Here is a 16,197-nt window from a genome sequence, read left to right as displayed (position 1 = left end):
GAACTTGTTCGCACCTTCCTTAGAAAAACAACATGTTAAAAATGTTTATTGGAAACAATTTTATTTCCAATTGTAATGATAACCATTCTCATATTAATATGGCTACGTGATAATTAACTTTTGATGCACTCCGCATGTCTGACCGTGCCACTACCACAGCTTCCTTAACGTTCGAGTCGCTTTATGACACCCATCACGGCTGGTTGAAAAGTTGGCTGACGCGCAAACTCCAGTCTGCCTTTGATGCAGATGACATTGCCCAGGACACTTTTTTGCGGGTAATGAGCAGCGAAACGCTCTCGACGATCCGCGATCCTCGCTCTTTCCTGTGCACTATCGCCAAACGCGTGATGGTGGACCTGTTTCGCCGAAACGCGCTGGAAAAAGCGTATCTGGAGATGCTGGCGCTTATGCCGGAGGGGGTAGCGCCTTCACCTGAGGAACGCGAAAGCCAGCTCGAGACCCTACAACTCGTCGACAGCATGCTGGACGGGCTAAACGGAAAAACACGTGAAGCGTTTCTGCTTTCGCAACTGGATGGCCTGACATACAGCGAGATTGCGCACAAACTCGGTGTTTCCGTCAGCTCCGTGAAAAAATACGTGGCGAAAGCCGTCGAGCACTGCCTGCTGTTTCGTCTGGAGCATGGGTTATGAATCCTTCGTTAACCGATTCCCGCCGTCAGGCGCTGCGTTCAGCTTCCCACTGGTATGCCGTGCTAAGCGGCGAGCGCGTCAGCCCACAACAGGAAGCGCGCTGGCAACAGTGGTATGAACAGGATCAGGATAACCAGTGGGCCTGGCAGCAGGTTGAAAACCTGCGCAACCAGCTTGGCGGTGTGCCTGGCGACGTTGCCAGCCGGGCGCTGCACGATACCCGCCTCACCCGCCGTCACGTGATGAAAGGATTACTGCTGTTGCTCGGCGCTGGCGGAGGCTGGCAACTCTGGCAGTCGGAAACCGGCGAAGGTCTGCGGGCAGATTACCGCACCGCCAAAGGCGCAGTCAGCCGTCAGCAACTGGAAGATGGCTCCCTGCTCACGCTGAATACCCAAAGCGCGGCGGATGTGCGTTTTGATGCGCATCAGCGCACCGTCCGGCTCTGGTACGGTGAAATCGCCATTACTACCGCGAAAGATGCGCAGCAACGCCCCTTCCGCGTCCTGACCCGTCAGGGCCAACTCACCGCTTTAGGGACAGAATTTACCGTCCGCCAGCAGGATAATTTCACGCAGCTTGACGTGCAGCAGCATGCCGTGGAAGTGCTTCTCGCCAGTGCCCCCGCGCAAAAACGCATCGTGAACGCTGGTGAAAGCCTGCAGTTCAGCGCCTCTGAGTTTGGCGCAGTGAAACCGCTGGATGACGAGAGTACAAGCTGGACGAAGGGCATCCTGAGCTTCAGCGATAAACCGCTGGGTGAGGTGATAGCCACGCTAAGCCGTTACCGCAACGGCGTGCTGCGCTGCGATCCCGCCGTTGCCGGGCTGCGCCTGAGCGGGACGTTCCCGCTGAAAAATACCGATGCGATCCTGAACGTTATCGCTCAAACGCTTCCCGTTAAAATTCAGTCTATTACGCGGTACTGGATAAACATTTCACCGCTGTAAGAAAAATAATTCTCATTTCGATTGTCCTTTTTACCCTTCTCGTTCGACTCATAGCTGAACACAACAAAAATGATGATGGAGAAGGTATGACGCCGTTACGCGTTTTTCGTAAAACAACACCTTTGGTTAACGCCATTCGCCTGAGCCTGCTGCCGCTGGCCGGTCTCTCGTTTTCCGCTTTTGCTGCACAGGTTGATATCGCACCGGGATCGCTCGACAAAGCGCTCAATCAGTATGCCGCACACAGCGGAATTACCCTCTCGGTTGACGCCAGCCTGACGCGCGGCAAGCAGAGCAACGGCCTGCACGGAGATTACGACGTCGAGAGCGGCCTGCAACAGCTGCTGGACGGCAGCGGACTGCAGGTAAAACCGCTGGGAAATAACAGCTGGACGCTGGAGACCGCGCCCGCGCCAAAAGAAGATGCCCTGACCGTGGTCGGCGACTGGCTGGGCGATGCGCGTGAAAACGACGTATTTGAACATGCTGGCGCGCGTGACGTGATCCGCCGTGAGGATTTCGCCAAAACCGGCGCAACCACCATGCGTGAGGTGCTTAACCGCATCCCTGGCGTCAGCGCGCCGGAAAACAACGGCACCGGCAGCCACGACCTGGCGATGAACTTTGGCATCCGGGGCCTGAACCCACGCCTCGCCAGCCGCTCGACCGTCCTGATGGACGGCATCCCCGTCCCCTTTGCCCCTTACGGTCAGCCGCAGCTTTCACTGGCTCCCGTTTCGCTCGGCAACATGGATGCCATTGACGTGGTGCGCGGTGGTGGTGCGGTGCGTTACGGACCGCAGAGCGTGGGCGGCGTGGTGAACTTTGTTACCCGCGCCATTCCGCAGGACTTTGGTATCGAGGCGGGGGTGGAAGGTCAGCTCAGCCCAACCTCTTCACAAAACAACCCGAAAGAGACGCACAACCTGATGGTGGGCGGCACAGCGGACAACGGTTTTGGCACCGCGCTGCTCTACTCCGGCACGCGCGGCAGTGACTGGCGCGAGCACAGCGCCACCCGCATCGACGACCTGATGCTGAAAAGCAAATATGCGCCGAATGAGGTGCACACCTTCAACAGCCTGCTGCAATATTACGATGGTGAAGCCGACATGCCCGGCGGCCTGTCCCGCGCGGATTACGACGCCGATCGCTGGCAATCCACCCGCCCGTATGACCGCTTCTGGGGCCGTCGCAAGCTGGCGAGCCTGGGCTACCAGTTCCAGCCGGACAGCCAGCATAAATTCAACATTCAGGGGTTCTACACCCAAACCCTGCGCAGCGGCTACCTGGAGCAAGGCAAACGCATCACCCTCTCGCCGCGTAACTACTGGGTGCGCGGTATTGAGCCACGCTACAGCCAGAGCTTTATGATCGGCCCTTCCGCGCACGAAGTGGGCGTGGGCTATCGCTATGTGAATGAATCAACGCATGAAATGCGTTACTACACCGCCACCAGCAGCGGGCAGTTGCCGTCCGGCTCAAGCCCTTACGACCGCGACACGCGTTCCGGCACCGAGGCGCACGCCTGGTATCTGGATGACAAAATCGACATCGGCAACTGGACCATCACGCCGGGTATGCGTTTCGAACATATCGAGTCATACCAGAACAACGCCATCAAAGGCACGCACGAAGAGGTGAGCTATAACGCACCGCTTCCGGCGTTGAACGTGCTCTATCACCTGACTGATAGCTGGAATCTTTATGCAAACACTGAAGGCTCGTTCGGCACCGTACAGTACAGCCAGATTGGCAAGGCTGTGCAAAGCGGCAATGTGGAACCGGAAAAAGCGCGAACCTGGGAACTCGGTACCCGCTACGACGACGGCGCGCTGACGGCGGAAATGGGGCTGTTCCTAATTAACTTTAACAATCAGTACGACTCCAACCAGACCAACGACACCGTCACTGCACGTGGCAAAACGCGCCATACCGGGCTGGAAACGCAGGCACGTTACGACCTGGGTACGCTAACGCCAACGCTTGATAACGTTTCCGTCTACGCCAGCTATGCGTATGTGAAAGCGGAAATCCGCGAGAAAGGCGACACCTATGGCAATCAGGTGCCATTCTCCCCGAAACATAAAGGCACGCTGGGCGTGGACTACAAGCCGGGCAACTGGACGTTCAATCTGAACAGCGATTTCCAGTCCAGCCAGTTTGCGGATAACGCCAATACGGTGAAAGAGAGCGCCGACGGCAGTACCGGCCGCATTCCCGGCTTCATGCTCTGGGGCGCACGCGTGGCGTATGACTTTGGCCCGCAGATGGCAGATCTGAACCTGGCGTTCGGTGTGAAAAACATCTTCGACCAGGACTACTTCATCCGCTCTTATGACGACAACAACAAAGGCATCTACGCAGGCCAGCCGCGCACGCTGTATATGCAGGGGTCGTTGAAGTTCTGATGTGTTAACGCCCGGCTTGCCGGGCTTTTAGCTGGAATGTGACTATGTTGGCATTTATCCGTTTTCTTTTTGCAGGCCTGCTGCTGGTGATCGGCCACGCCTTTGCCGCCACGGTTCAGGACGAACACGGCACGTTTACACTCGATAAAACGCCACAACGGATTGTGGTGCTGGAACTCTCGTTCGCCGATGCGCTGGCCGCCGTGGACGTCAGCCCGATCGGTATTGCCGACGATAACGATGCAAAACGCATCCTGCCCGAAGTGCGTGCGCACCTGAAACCGTGGCAGTCCGTCGGAACGCGCGCGCAGCCGAGCCTGGAAGCCATTGCTGCCCTGAAACCAGACCTGATCATTGCCGACAGCAGTCGCCATGCGGGGATTTACACCGCCTTGCAGCAAATCGCGCCGGTACTGCTGCTTAAGTCCCGCAACGAAACCTACGCTGAAAATTTGCACTCAGCGGCTATCATCGGCGAAGTGGTAGGTAAAAAACGAGAGATGCAGGCGCGTCTGGAACAACATAAAGAGAAGATGGCGCAGTGGGCCAGCCAGCTTCCCACAGGGACACGCGTGGCCTTTGGCACATCACGCGAACAGCTATTCAACCTGCATACCCAGGAGACCTGGACCGGCAGCGTGCTGGCTTCTCTGGGGCTGAACGTTCCCGCTGCGATGGCGGGCGCGTCCATGCCGTCCATCGGCCTGGAGCAACTGCTGGCGGTCAATCCTGCCTGGCTGCTGGTTGCCCACTATCGCGAAGAGAGCATTGTTAAACGCTGGCAACAAGATCCGCTCTGGCAGATATTAACCGCCGCGCAGAAGCAGCAGGTTGCTTCAGTCGACAGTAACGCCTGGGCGCGGATGCGCGGTATTTTTGCCGCAGAGCGTATTGCCGCTGACACGGTAAAAATCTTCCACCATCAGCCGCTTACCGATGTGAAATGACCGCGCTAAAACACCCGGTGCTGCTGTGGGGGCTTCCCGTTGCAGTACTTATTATTATTTTCTGGCTGAGTCTGTTTTGCTACTCGGCCATTCCTGTTTCCGGAGCAGACGCAATCCGCGCCCTGCTGCCTGGACACACGCCAACGCTACCAGAAGCGCTGGTGCAAAACCTTCGTTTGCCGCGAAGCCTGGTCGCCGTTCTGATCGGCGCAAGCCTGGCGCTCGCGGGCACGCTGCTGCAAACCCTGACCCACAACCCAATGGCCTCTCCTTCACTGCTCGGCATTAACAGCGGCGCGGCGCTGGCTATGGCGCTTACCAGCGCGCTGAGTCCGACGCCGGTTGCAGGCTATTCCCTGTCGTTCATCGCGGCATGCGGGGGCGGCGTGAGCTGGCTGCTGGTCATGACCGCAGGAGGCGGGTTTCGTCATACCCAGGACAGAAACAAACTGATCCTCGCGGGTATCGCGCTGTCGGCCTTTTGTATGGCCCTGACCCGCATCACCCTACTGCTGGCCGAAGATCATGCTTACGGCATCTTTTACTGGCTGGCAGGCGGAGTGTCCCACGCCCACTGGCAGGATGTCTGGCAGCTCTTGCCGGTGGTGGTCACTGCAGTCCCTGTCGTGTTGCTGCTGGCGAATCAACTGAACCTGCTCAACGTCAGCGACAGTACCGCCCATACGCTGGGAGTGAACCTGCCGAGACTACGTTTGATAATCAATATGTTAGTGCTGCTTCTGGTTGGCGCGTGCGTCAGTGTGGCAGGTCCGGTGGCGTTTATCGGCCTGCTGGTGCCACATCTGGCGCGCTTCTGGGCAGGCTTCGATCAGCGCAACGTACTGCCGGTGAGCATGCTGCTGGGGGCCACGCTGATGCTGATGGCAGATGTACTCGCACGCGCGCTGGCCTTCCCCGGCGATCTGCCCGCAGGCGCAGTGCTGGCGCTGATTGGCAGTCCTTGCTTTGTCTGGCTGGTGAGGAGGCGAGGATGAAAATTGCGCTGGTCATTTTCATCACCCTTGCCCTGGCAGGCTGTGCGCTGTTATCACTCCATATGGGGGTGATCCCCGTGCCGTGGCGCGCGCTGCTGACCGACTGGCAGGACGGACGCGAGCATTATTATGTATTGATGGAGTACCGACTGCCGCGCTTGCTGCTGGCACTGTTTGTCGGTGCAGCCCTCGCCGTGGCGGGCGTGCTGGTACAGGGGATTGTGCGTAACCCGCTAGCATCACCGGATATTCTCGGCATTAACCATGCCGCCAGCCTTGCCTCTGTGGGAGCACTGCTTCTTATGCCATCACTATCCGTGATGGTGCTGCCGCTGCTGGCCTTTGCGGGCGGTATGGCGGGGTTGATCTTGCTGAAGATGCTGGCAAAGACCCACCAGCCGATGAAGCTGGCGCTCACCGGCGTGGCGCTTTCCGCCTGCTGGGCGAGCCTGACGGATTACCTGATGCTCCTGCACCCGCAGGATGTAAACAGTGCCCTGCTGTGGCTGACGGGTAGCTTATGGGGGCGCGACTGGCACTTTGTGAAGATTGCCGTGCCGTTGCTCATTCTGTTTTTGCCGCTGAGCCTGCGCTTTTGTCGCGATCTCGACCTGCTGGCGCTGGGCGATGCACGAGCAGCCACGCTCGGCGTGTCGGTTCAGCGCACCCGGTTCCAGGGGCTGATGCTGGCTGTCGCGATGACAGCAACCGGCGTGGCCGTCTGTGGCCCGATAAGTTTTATTGGTCTCGTCGTGCCGCACATGGTGCGCAGGATCGCCGGCGGGCGTCACCGCTGGCTGATGCCCGTTTCGGCCCTGACGGGCGCGTTGTTGCTGGTCATTGCCGATCTGCTGGCACGAATCATTCATCCGCCGCTGGAGCTTCCGGCAGGCGTGCTGACCGCCATTATCGGCGCACCGTGGTTTGTCTGGCTGCTTGTGAGAATGCGATAAATGAGATTACGTACTGAAAATCTGACCGTCAGCTATGGCGCACAAACCGTGCTGGATGGACTTTCTCTCGCCCTGCCTGCCGGAAAAATCACGGCCCTGCTCGGCCCTAACGGTTGCGGGAAATCGACGCTGTTGAACTGTTTTTCTCGCCTGTTAACACCAGACTCTGGCGAGATATTGCTTGATGAAAAACCCATAGCCGGTTTTTCCGCCCGCCAGCTGGCTCGCCGCCTGGCTTTACTGCCGCAACACCATTTATCCCCCGAGGGGATCACTGTACGGGAACTGGTTTCCTACGGCCGCAGCCCGTGGCTGTCGTTGTGGGGGCGACTCTCCGCGGAAGACAACGAGCGGGTCAACGTGGCAATGAGTCAGACCCGGACGCGCAATCTGGCTGACCGCAGGTTAACCCAGCTTTCCGGCGGCCAGCGCCAGCGTGCGTTTCTGGCGATGGTGCTGGCACAGGATACCCCACTCATTCTTCTTGATGAGCCTACGACCTACCTCGATATCAATCATCAGGTTGAACTGATGCGCCTGATGGTTGAACTCAAAAGGCAGGGGAAAACCGTAGTGACGGTACTCCACGATCTGAATCAGGCCAGCCGCTATTGCGATCATCTGGTGGTACTGGCAAGCGGTCGCGTGATGGCGCAAGGTGCTCCGGAAGCAGTGATGAAACCAGAGCTTCTAAAGACGGTGTTCAGCGTAGAAGCGGAAATCCATCCCGAACCGGTATCTGGCAGACCCATGTGTGTGGTGAAGTAGTCTGGCGAAGTCATAAGGATCATCACAGGACAGATAAAGGAAGTGATAACCACCTGCCAACAGGCACCAAAATCTGGCTGGTTGCCGGTATCACCGACATGCGCAACGGCTTCAATGGTCTCGCCGCAAAGGTGCAGACGATGCTGAAAGATGACCCGATGTCCGGCCATGTCTTCATCTTCCGGGGCCGCAGCGGCAGTAAGGTCAAACTGCTGTGGTCCACCGGCGACGGGCTGTGCCTGCTGACCAAACGGCTGGAACGCGGCCGCTTCGCCTGGCCCTCTGCCCGCGATGGCAAAGTATTCCTGACCCCGGCGCAGCTGGCAATGCTTCTGGAAGGCATCGACTGGCGGCAGCCTAAAAGACTGCTTACGTCCCTGACCATGTTGTAGGCCTCTTTATCCTGGTTGTCGTTGAATAAGCCTGGTAAAATGCGGGCTTATGAACAACACCTCCCCCTGACGACATCCTTCTGCTGAAACAGCGCCTGTCCGAACAGGAAGCGCTGAACCGCGCCCTGCTGGAAAAGCAGGCCGACCGGGAGCGCGAAATAGACCATCTGCAGGCGCAGCTGGATAAGCTTCGCCGGATGAACTTCGGCAGTCGTTCTGAATAAATCTCCCGCCGCATCGCGCAGATAGAAGCCGACCTGAACCGGCTTCAGACAGAAAGCGATACGCTGACGGGTCGGGTTGCCGATACGGGCCGGGCCCCGTATCGTTTTAACCCTGAATATTCATCGCAGATATTGTTTCGGGTTTTCCGGTATACCAGCCCTGAACTAGGTAACCGGGGCCAAGAGAACGGACGAATTCAAACTGTCCTGGCGTTTCCACCCCTTCAAACATCAGTGGTTTGCCAGTACCACGTAACCCTTTCACCACAGAAACAAGTAGCGCTCGCTTCACCGGGTCATCAATATTGGCAATAAAAATACGGTCTATTTTTATCTCATCGAAATCCAGTACCGTCAGCCATTCAATATGGGGGCCGCTTGGAAAACGGAAAATATCCTACGTTAAGCCTGTTTTTTGAGCTGGCATGACGGGCAGCTATGAGCGAAGTATAGTCATTCGCCCTATCTCTTTTGTCGCACTTTCAACAAGGGGGTCGCTTGGAAAGCGGAACGAGGTCAGTCTCCGCCCGGACTGCTCAGCTCTTTAAACAGCAAAAGAGAGGCATCTTATGAGAAGGGATTGTTCAGTATGTCAGGGCAGACTGCTTTTTCATCCGCAGGTACTGAGGGTAAATGCTCAATTCCGGTACGATTCTTACTCTATAGCCAGACAGAATTCAGCATTGTGCTGAACCCGAATCTTTTTTTACTCTGACAGGCCTGTTCATCAGAACCCTGAAAAAACAATTTTCCCGTTCACATTTTTATTTTCCATGTCCTCATGAGCCCGGCGAAGTGCTTTAGCATTCAGCCTGCCATACTCTGCCAGCAACGGAGGTTTGAGCTTACCGGAATCCAGCATGCATGAGAGTTTGTTAAGAATATCATGCTGTTTAGACATGTCCGCAGTAGCATGCATGGGGCGGGTAAACATTGCCTCCCAGTGAACAGAAACGCTCTTAAATTTGATCAAACGCAGATCCAGTGGTTCAGGGTCGTCGATGAGTCCGATACGGCCTTGTGGGGCAATAATTTCGGCCATATTTTCCCAGGCAGATGGCGTGGTGTACGTTGAGAAAATCCGGGTAATGGGAGGGAGTCCAGCAAGGCTGGCAACCTGTGGCGCAAGCGCACATGAATGATCTAGGACATAATGCGCACCAAACCCGCGAACCGCTCTGACACTCTCCTGCCGGGAGGCAGTCCCGATGATGTTCACCCGACTCAGAGTGCGGGCAAGCTGTATAGCCATACAAGGGACTCCGCCCGCACCGCCAAGCATCAACAGGGTCTGATCAGCATCTCCGTTCACTGACAACTGCAGACGATCAAATAACATTTACCAGGCTGTCAGACCGGTCAGAGGAACCGACGCTGCAGCTTCAAAACTTAGTGCTGCCGGCTTTATCCCCGTAATGCGTTCGTCAACCAGCTGAAACTCTGCGTTGGCTCCCTGGCGATCGAGCACACCGGCATAGAAAACGTGGTCACCTGGCCTGAACAGCGTCACATCTGGTCCGGTTGCTTCAACAACACCGGAAGCGTCGTATCCCATAACTACCGGATTGCCTGCAGAGGGACTGATGTTTCGCCGGCTTTTCAGGTCCCGTGGGTTAACCGCGACCGCCCTGACTCTGATCAAAAGATCACGCCCCTTGGGCATGGATGGGTGGGGAAGCGACAAATCTTCAATAACGGATGTACTTTCCCCGGGTTGCCAGAAACCAACGGCTTTCATTCTGTCTCCTTAAAAAGGTCAGTCACCAGATAAATAAATGTAAAAGTGTGCGGAACGCGATACCCGCCAGTGCCCCCGGCAGTGCAAATCGAAAAATACGCGGAAAGCGGGCGCTGGGTAATGCTGTCAACCTGTTGATGACTATTTTAATCTGTAGTCATTCAATCCTTGTAACATCAGGATGATCCTGGTGTCAGTGAAAATACGAAATCAACACGTTGGTATCATTACCCACCTGTGAACTGACGTCGGCATTTTGAATCTCACTTCGGCGTGCCCCCTCCGAATGGCGCAAAACATTTCGTGGTATGGCATGATAGCACCCGAAGAGAGTCAATTCAGGGTGGTAAATGTGAAACCAGTAACGCTATACGATGTCGCAGAGTATGCCGGTGTCTCTTATCAGACCGTTTCCCGCGTGGTGAACAAGGCCAGCCACGTCTCTGCGAAAACGCGGGAAAAGGTGGAAGCGGCGATGGCGCAGCTGAACTACATTCCCAACCGCGTGGCACAACAACTGGCGGGCAAACAGTCGTTGCTGATTGGCGTTGCTACCTCCAGTCTGGCCCTGCACGCGCCGTCGCAAATTGTCGCGGCGATTAAATCTCGCGCCGATCAACTGGGTGCCAGCGTGGTGGTGTCGATGGTAGAACGAAGCAGCGTCGAAGCCTGTAAAGCGGCGGTACATAACCTTCTCGCGCAACGCGTCAGTGGTCTGATCATTAACTATCCGCTGGATGACGAGGATGCCATTGCTGTGGAAGCTGCCTGCGCTAATGTTCCGGCCCTATTTCTTGATGTCTCTGACCAGACTCCCATCAACAGTATTATTTTTTCCCATGAAGACGGTACGCGACTGGGCGTGGAGCATCTGATCGCATTGGGTCACCAGCAAATCGCGTTGTTAGCCGGTCCATTAAGTTCTGTCTCGGCGCGTCTGCGTCTGGCGGACTGGCATAAATATCTCACACGCAATCAAATTCATCCGATAGCGGAACGGGAAGGCGACTGGAGTGCCATGTCCGGTTTTCAACAAACTATGCAAATGCTGAATGAGGGCATCGTTCCCACTGCGATGCTGGTTGCCAACGATCAGATGGCGCTGGGCGCAATGCGCGCTATTACCGAGTCCGGGCTGCGCGTTGGTGCGGATATCTCGGTAGTGGGATACGACGATACCGAAGACAGCTCGTGTTATATCCCGCCGTTAACCACCATCAAACAGGATTTTCGCCTGCTGGGGAAAACTAGCGTGGACCGCTTGCTGAAACTCTCTCAGGGCCAGGCGGTGAAGAGCAATCAGCTGTTGCCCGTCTCACTGGTGAAAAGAAAAACCACCCTACCGCCCAATACGCAAACCACCTCTCCCCGCACGTTGGCAGATTCCTTAATGCAGCTGGCACGACAAGTTTCCCGACTTGAAAGCGGGCAGTGAGCGCAACGCAATTAATGTGAGTCAGCTCACTCATTAGGCACCCCAGGCTTTACACTCTATGTGTCCGGCTCGTATGTTATGCGAAAATGTGAGCGGATAACAATTCACACAGGATACAACTATGACAATGATTACGGATTCACTGGCCGTCGTATTACAACGTCGTGACTGGGAAAACCCTGGCGTTACCCAACTTAATCGCCTTGCGGCACATCCCCCTTTCGCCAGCTGGCGTAATAGCGAAGAGGCTCGCACCGATCGCCCTTCCCAAGAGTCGCGCAGCCTGAATGGTGAATGGCGCTTTGCCTGGTTTCCGGCACCAGAAGCGGTACCAGAAAGCTGGCTGGAGCGCGATCTTCCTGACGCCGATACTGTCATAGTCCCCTCAAACTGGCAGATGCACGGTTACGATGCGCCTATCTACACCAACGTGACCTATCCCATTGCGGTCAATCCGCCGTATGTTCCCACGGAGAATCCGACGGGTTGTTACTCGCTCACATTTAATATTGATGAAAGCTGGCTACAGGAAGGCCAGACGCGAATTATTTTTGATGGTGTTAACTCGGCGTTTCATTTGTGGTGCAACGGGCGCTGGGTCGGTTACGGACAGGACAGTCGTTTGCCGTCTGAATTTGACCTGAGCGCATTTTTACACGCCGGAGAAAACCGCCTCGCGGTGATGGTGCTGCGCTGGAGTGACGGCAGTTATCTGGAAGATCAGGATATGTGGCGGATGAGCGGCATTTTCCGTGACGTCTCGTTGCTGCATAAACCGACCACGCAAATCAGCGATTTACATGTAGCCACTCACTTTAATGATGATTTCAGCCGCGCTGTACTGGAGGCAGACGTTCAGATATACGGCGAGCTGCGCGATGAGCTGCGGGTGACGGTTTCTTTGTGGCAGGGTGAAACGCAGGTCGCCAGCGGCACCGCGCCTTTCGGCGGTGAAATTATCGATGAGCGTGGTGGTTATGCCGATCACGTCACCCTACGTCTGAACGTCGAAAACCCGAAACTGTGGAGCGCCGAAATCCCGAATCTCTATCGTGCAGTGGTTGAACTGCACACCGCCGACGGCACGCTGATTGAAGCAGAAGCCTGCGATGTCGGTTTCCGCGAGGTACGGATTGAAAATGGTCTGCTGCTGCTGAACGGCAAGCCGTTGCTGATTCGCGGCGTTAACCGTCACGAGCATCATCCTCTGCATGGTCAGGTCATGGATGAGCAGACGATGGTGCAGGATATCCTGCTGATGAAGCAGAACAACTTTAACGCCGTGCGCTGTTCGCATTATCCGAACCATCCGCTGTGGTACACGCTGTGCGACCGCTACGGCCTGTATGTGGTGGATGAAGCCAACATTGAAACCCACGGCATGGTGCCAATGAATCGTCTGACCGATGATCCGCGCTGGCTACCCGCGATGAGCGAACGCGTAACGCGAATGGTGCAGCGCGATCGTAATCACCCGAGTGTGATCATCTGGTCGCTGGGGAATGAATCAGGCCACGGCGCTAATCACGACGCACTCTATCGCTGGATCAAATCTGTCGATCCTTCCCGCCCGGTACAGTATGAAGGCGGCGGAGCCGACACCTTCGCAACCGATATTATTTGCCCGATGTACGCGCGCGTGGATGAAGACCAGCCCTTCCCGGCTGTACCGAAATGGTCCATCAAAAAATGGCTTTCGTTGCCTGGAGAGACGCGCCCGCTGATCCTTTGCGAATACGCCCACGCGATGGGTAACAGTCTTGGCGGCTTCGCTAAATACTGGCAGGCGTTTCGTCAGTACCCCCGTTTACAGGGCGGCTTCGTCTGGGACTGGGTGGATCAGTCGCTGATTAAATATGATGAAAATGGCAATCCGTGGTCGGCTTACGGCGGTGATTTTGGCGATACGCCGAATGATCGCCAGTTCTGCATGAACGGTCTGGTCTTTGCCGACCGCACGCCGCATCCGGCGCTGACGGAAGCAAAATACCAGCAGCAGTTTTTCCAGTTCAGTTTATCCGGGCAAACCATCGAAGTGACCAGCGAATACCTGTTCCGTCATAGCGATAACGAGCTCCTGCACTGGATGGTGGCGCTGGATGGCAAGCCGCTGGCAAGCGGTGAAGTGCCTCTGGATGTCGCTCCACAAGGTAAACAGTTGATTGAACTGCCTGGACTACCGCAGCCGAAGAGCGCCGGACAACTCTGGCTAACGGTTCACGTAGTGCAACCGAACGCGACCACATGGTCAGCAGCCGGACACATCAGCGCCTGGCAGCAGTGGCGTCTGGCGGAAAACCTCAGCGTGACACTCCCCTCCGCGCCCCACGCCATCCCGCAACTGACCACCAGCGAAACGGATTTTTGCATCGAGCTGGATAATAAGCGTTGGCAATTTAACCGCCAGTCAGGCTTTCTTTCACAGATGTGGATTGGCGATAAAAAACAACTGCTGACGCCGCTGCGCGATCAGTTCACCCGCGCACCGCTGGATAACGACATTGGCGTAAGTGAAGCGACCCGCATTGACCCTAACGCCTGGGTCGAACGCTGGAAGGCGGCGGGCCATTACCAGGCCGAAGCAGCGTTGTTGCAGTGCACGGCAGATACGCTTGCCGACGCGGTGTTGATTACCACGGTCCACGCGTGGCAGCATCAGGGGAAAACCTTATTTATCAGCCGGAAAACCTACCGGATTGATGGAAGTGGTCAAATGGCGATTACCGTTGATGTTGAAGTGGCGAGCAATACGCCACATCCGGCGCGGATTGGCCTGACCTGCCAGCTGGCGCAGGTAGCAGAGCGGGTAAACTGGCTCGGATTAGGGCCGCAAGAAAACTATCCCGACCGCCTTACTGCGGCCTGTTTTGACCGCTGGGATCTGCCATTGTCAGACATGTATACCCCGTACGTCTTCCCGAGCGAAAACGGTCTGCGCTGCGGGACGCGCGAATTGAATTATGGCCCACACCAGTGGCGCGGCGACTTCCAGTTCAACATCAGCCGCTACAGTCAACAGCAACTGATGGAAACCAGCCATCGCCATCTGCTGCACGCGGAAGAAGGCACATGGCTGAATATCGACGGTTTCCATATGGGGATTGGTGGCGACGACTCCTGGAGCCCGTCAGTGTCGGCGGAATTCCAGCTTAGCGCCGGTAGCTACCATTACCAGTTGCTCTGGTGTCAAAAATAATAATAACCGGGCAGGCCATGTCTGCCCGTATTTCGCGTAAGGAAATCCATTATGTACTATTTAAAAAACACAAACTTTTGGATGTTCGGTTTATTCTTTTTCTTTTACTTTTTTATCATGGGAGCCTACTTCCCGTTTTTCCCGATTTGGCTACATGACATCAACCATATCAGCAAAAGTGATACGGGTATTATTTTTGCCGCTATTTCTCTGTTCTCGCTATTATTCCAACCGCTGTTTGGTCTGCTTTCTGACAAACTCGGGCTGCGCAAATACCTGCTGTGGATTATTACCGGCATGTTAGTGATGTTTGCGCCGTTCTTTATTTTTATCTTCGGGCCACTGTTACAATACAACATTTTAGTAGGATCGATTGTTGGTGGTATTTATCTAGGCTTTTGTTTTAACGCCGGTGCGCCAGCAGTAGAGGCATTTATCGAGAAAGTCAGCCGTCGCAGTAATTTCGAATTTGGTCGAGCGCGGATGTTTGGCTGTGTTGGCTGGGCGCTGTGTGCCTCGATTGTCGGCATCATGTTCACCATCAATAATCAGTTTGTTTTCTGGCTGGGTTCTGGCTGTGCACTCATCCTCGCCGTTTTACTCTTTTTCGCCAAAACGGATGCGCCCTCTTCTGCCACGGTTGCCAATGCGGTAGGTGCCAACCATTCGGCATTTAGCCTTAAGCTGGCGCTGGAACTGTTCAGACAGCCAAAACTGTGGTTTTTGTCACTGTATGTTATTGGCGTTTCCTGCACCTACGATGTTTTTGACCAACAGTTTGCTAATTTCTTTACTTCGTTCTTTGCTACCGGTGAACAGGGTACGCGGGTATTTGGCTACGTAACGACAATGGGCGAATTACTTAACGCCTCGATTATGTTTTTTGCGCCACTGATCATTAATCGCATCGGTGGGAAAAACGCCCTGCTGCTGGCTGGCACTATTATGTCAGTACGTATTATTGGCTCATCGTTCGCTACCTCAGCACTGGAAGTGGTTATTCTGAAAACGCTGCATATGTTTGAAGTACCGTTCCTGCTGGTGGGCTGCTTTAAATATATTACCAGCCAGTTTGAAGTGCGTTTTTCAGCGACGATTTATCTGGTCTGTTTCTGCTTCTTTAAGCAACTGGCGATGGTTTTTATGTCTATTCTGGCGGGCAATATGTATGAAAGCATCGGTTTCCAGGGCGCTTACCTGGTGCTGGGTCTGGTGGCGCTGGGCTTCACCTTAATTTCCGTGTTCACGCTTAGCGGCCCCGGCCCACTTTCCCTGCTGCGTCGCCAGGTGAATGAAGTCGCTTAAGAAATTAATGTCGGATACGGCGCGAGCGCCTTATCCGACCAACTTATCAGGACGGAATGTTAAAAATGAACATGTCGATGACAGAAAAAATAAAAGCAGGCAAGCTATTTACCGATATGTGCGAAGGCTTACCTGAAAAAAGACTTCGTGGGAAAACATTAATGTATGAGTTCAATCACTCGCATCCATCAGAAGTTGAAAAAAGGGTAATGACTCCAACTTATTGA

General features: G+C 55.3%; 12 protein-coding genes and 3 pseudogenes. 13 read left to right on the top strand and 2 right to left on the bottom strand.

From position 1 onward, the window contains the following. Positions 1-134 precede the first annotated feature (134 nt). The 9 genes and pseudogenes from fecI to FDW95_RS23085 all read left to right on the top strand — a co-directional run. Positions 135-656 (top strand): RNA polymerase sigma factor FecI, encoded by a 522-nt coding sequence (gene fecI / locus FDW95_RS23125; RefSeq protein ID WP_016236495.1) that lies wholly within the window; start codon positions 135-137, stop codon positions 654-656. After that, positions 653-1,606: a ferric citrate uptake sigma factor regulator FecR gene (gene fecR / locus FDW95_RS23120; protein WP_004118237.1), complete on the top strand. Its 954-nt coding sequence runs from the start codon at positions 653-655 to the stop codon at positions 1,604-1,606. The genes fecI and fecR overlap by 4 nt, the downstream gene beginning before the upstream one ends. Before the next feature lie 86 nt (positions 1,607-1,692). Next, positions 1,693-4,017 (top strand): TonB-dependent Fe(3+) dicitrate receptor FecA, encoded by a 2,325-nt coding sequence (gene fecA, locus FDW95_RS23115; RefSeq protein ID WP_062779787.1) that lies wholly within the window; start codon positions 1,693-1,695, stop codon positions 4,015-4,017. A gap of 44 nt (positions 4,018-4,061) precedes the next feature. Then, the gene (fecB, locus tag FDW95_RS23110; protein ID WP_004118241.1) at positions 4,062-4,964 is read left to right on the top strand and encodes a Fe(3+) dicitrate ABC transporter substrate-binding protein FecB; all 903 of its coding nucleotides are present in this window, start codon (positions 4,062-4,064) and stop codon (positions 4,962-4,964) included. Then, a complete protein-coding gene (fecC, locus tag FDW95_RS23105; protein ID WP_004118243.1) occupies positions 4,961-5,959 on the top strand; it encodes an iron-dicitrate ABC transporter permease FecC in 999 nt (332 codons plus the stop codon). Before fecB ends, fecC begins: the two co-directional genes overlap by 4 nt. Continuing rightward, complete coding sequence (fecD, locus tag FDW95_RS23100) at positions 5,956-6,912, top strand: Fe(3+) dicitrate ABC transporter permease subunit FecD (protein ID WP_004118246.1); 957 nt, start codon at positions 5,956-5,958, stop codon at positions 6,910-6,912. Before fecC ends, fecD begins: the two co-directional genes overlap by 4 nt. Next, positions 6,913-7,680, top strand: coding sequence for a Fe(3+) dicitrate ABC transporter ATP-binding protein FecE (gene fecE / locus FDW95_RS23095; protein WP_004152282.1), 768 nt, complete (start codon positions 6,913-6,915; stop codon positions 7,678-7,680). Between the two features lie 98 nt (positions 7,681-7,778). Continuing rightward, a complete protein-coding gene (gene tnpB, locus FDW95_RS23090; protein WP_004118251.1) occupies positions 7,779-8,072 on the top strand; it encodes an IS66 family insertion sequence element accessory protein TnpB in 294 nt (97 codons plus the stop codon). A gap of 49 nt (positions 8,073-8,121) precedes the next feature. Continuing rightward, positions 8,122-8,374, top strand: a pseudogene (locus tag FDW95_RS23085) (IS66 family transposase); the annotation flags it as partial. A gap of 28 nt (positions 8,375-8,402) precedes the next feature. Here FDW95_RS23085 and FDW95_RS23080 read toward each other — a convergent pair. Together FDW95_RS23080 and FDW95_RS24105 are read right to left on the bottom strand one after the other, a co-directional pair. Further along, the gene (locus FDW95_RS23080; RefSeq protein ID WP_071602398.1) at positions 8,403-8,645 is read right to left on the bottom strand and encodes an EAL domain-containing protein; all 243 of its coding nucleotides are present in this window, start codon (positions 8,643-8,645) and stop codon (positions 8,403-8,405) included. A 378-nt stretch (positions 8,646-9,023) separates the two neighbouring features. Beyond that, positions 9,024-10,034 (bottom strand): annotated as a pseudogene (locus FDW95_RS24105) (zinc-binding alcohol dehydrogenase family protein). A 352-nt stretch (positions 10,035-10,386) separates the two neighbouring features. On the opposite strand from FDW95_RS24105, the gene lacI reads away from it, so the two are divergent. The 4 genes and pseudogenes from lacI to FDW95_RS23050 all read left to right on the top strand — a co-directional run. Further along, a complete protein-coding gene (gene lacI / locus FDW95_RS23065) occupies positions 10,387-11,469 on the top strand; it encodes a DNA-binding transcriptional repressor LacI (protein WP_032664842.1) in 1,083 nt (360 codons plus the stop codon). 121 nt (positions 11,470-11,590) lie between these two features. Next, positions 11,591-14,665: a beta-galactosidase gene (gene lacZ, locus FDW95_RS23060; protein ID WP_103284498.1), complete on the top strand. Its 3,075-nt coding sequence runs from the start codon at positions 11,591-11,593 to the stop codon at positions 14,663-14,665. Between the two features lie 51 nt (positions 14,666-14,716). Beyond that, complete coding sequence (gene lacY, locus FDW95_RS23055) at positions 14,717-15,970, top strand: lactose permease (protein WP_015572119.1); 1,254 nt, start codon at positions 14,717-14,719, stop codon at positions 15,968-15,970. A 65-nt stretch (positions 15,971-16,035) separates the two neighbouring features. Then, a pseudogene (locus FDW95_RS23050) lies at positions 16,036-16,176 on the top strand (maltose acetyltransferase domain-containing protein); the annotation flags it as partial. Positions 16,177-16,197 lie beyond the last annotated feature (21 nt).

Origin of the sequence: Citrobacter sp. wls718 (genome assembly GCF_005280945.1) — a bacterium.
Taxonomy (GTDB): domain Bacteria; phylum Pseudomonadota; class Gammaproteobacteria; order Enterobacterales; family Enterobacteriaceae; genus Citrobacter; species Citrobacter gillenii.
Note: the sequence above shows the minus strand (reverse complement) of the source record. Positions and strands in the feature narration are given on the sequence as shown.

What these genes read in the sequence shown, in the direction of transcription:
- fecI (WP_016236495.1), top strand. Translation starts at nt 135, where the DNA reads ATGTCTGACCGTGCCACTACCACAGCTTCCTTAACGTTCGAGTCGCTT.
- fecR (WP_004118237.1), top strand. Translation starts at nt 653, where the DNA reads ATGAATCCTTCGTTAACCGATTCCCGCCGTCAGGCGCTGCGTTCAGCT.
- fecA (WP_062779787.1), top strand. Translation starts at nt 1,693, where the DNA reads ATGACGCCGTTACGCGTTTTTCGTAAAACAACACCTTTGGTTAACGCC.
- fecB (WP_004118241.1), top strand. Translation starts at nt 4,062, where the DNA reads ATGTTGGCATTTATCCGTTTTCTTTTTGCAGGCCTGCTGCTGGTGATC.
- fecC (WP_004118243.1), top strand. Translation starts at nt 4,961, where the DNA reads ATGACCGCGCTAAAACACCCGGTGCTGCTGTGGGGGCTTCCCGTTGCA.
- fecD (WP_004118246.1), top strand. Translation starts at nt 5,956, where the DNA reads ATGAAAATTGCGCTGGTCATTTTCATCACCCTTGCCCTGGCAGGCTGT.
- fecE (WP_004152282.1), top strand. Translation starts at nt 6,913, where the DNA reads ATGAGATTACGTACTGAAAATCTGACCGTCAGCTATGGCGCACAAACC.
- tnpB (WP_004118251.1), top strand. Translation starts at nt 7,779, where the DNA reads ATGCGCAACGGCTTCAATGGTCTCGCCGCAAAGGTGCAGACGATGCTG.
- lacZ (WP_103284498.1), top strand. Translation starts at nt 11,591, where the DNA reads ATGACAATGATTACGGATTCACTGGCCGTCGTATTACAACGTCGTGAC.
- lacY (WP_015572119.1), top strand. Translation starts at nt 14,717, where the DNA reads ATGTACTATTTAAAAAACACAAACTTTTGGATGTTCGGTTTATTCTTT.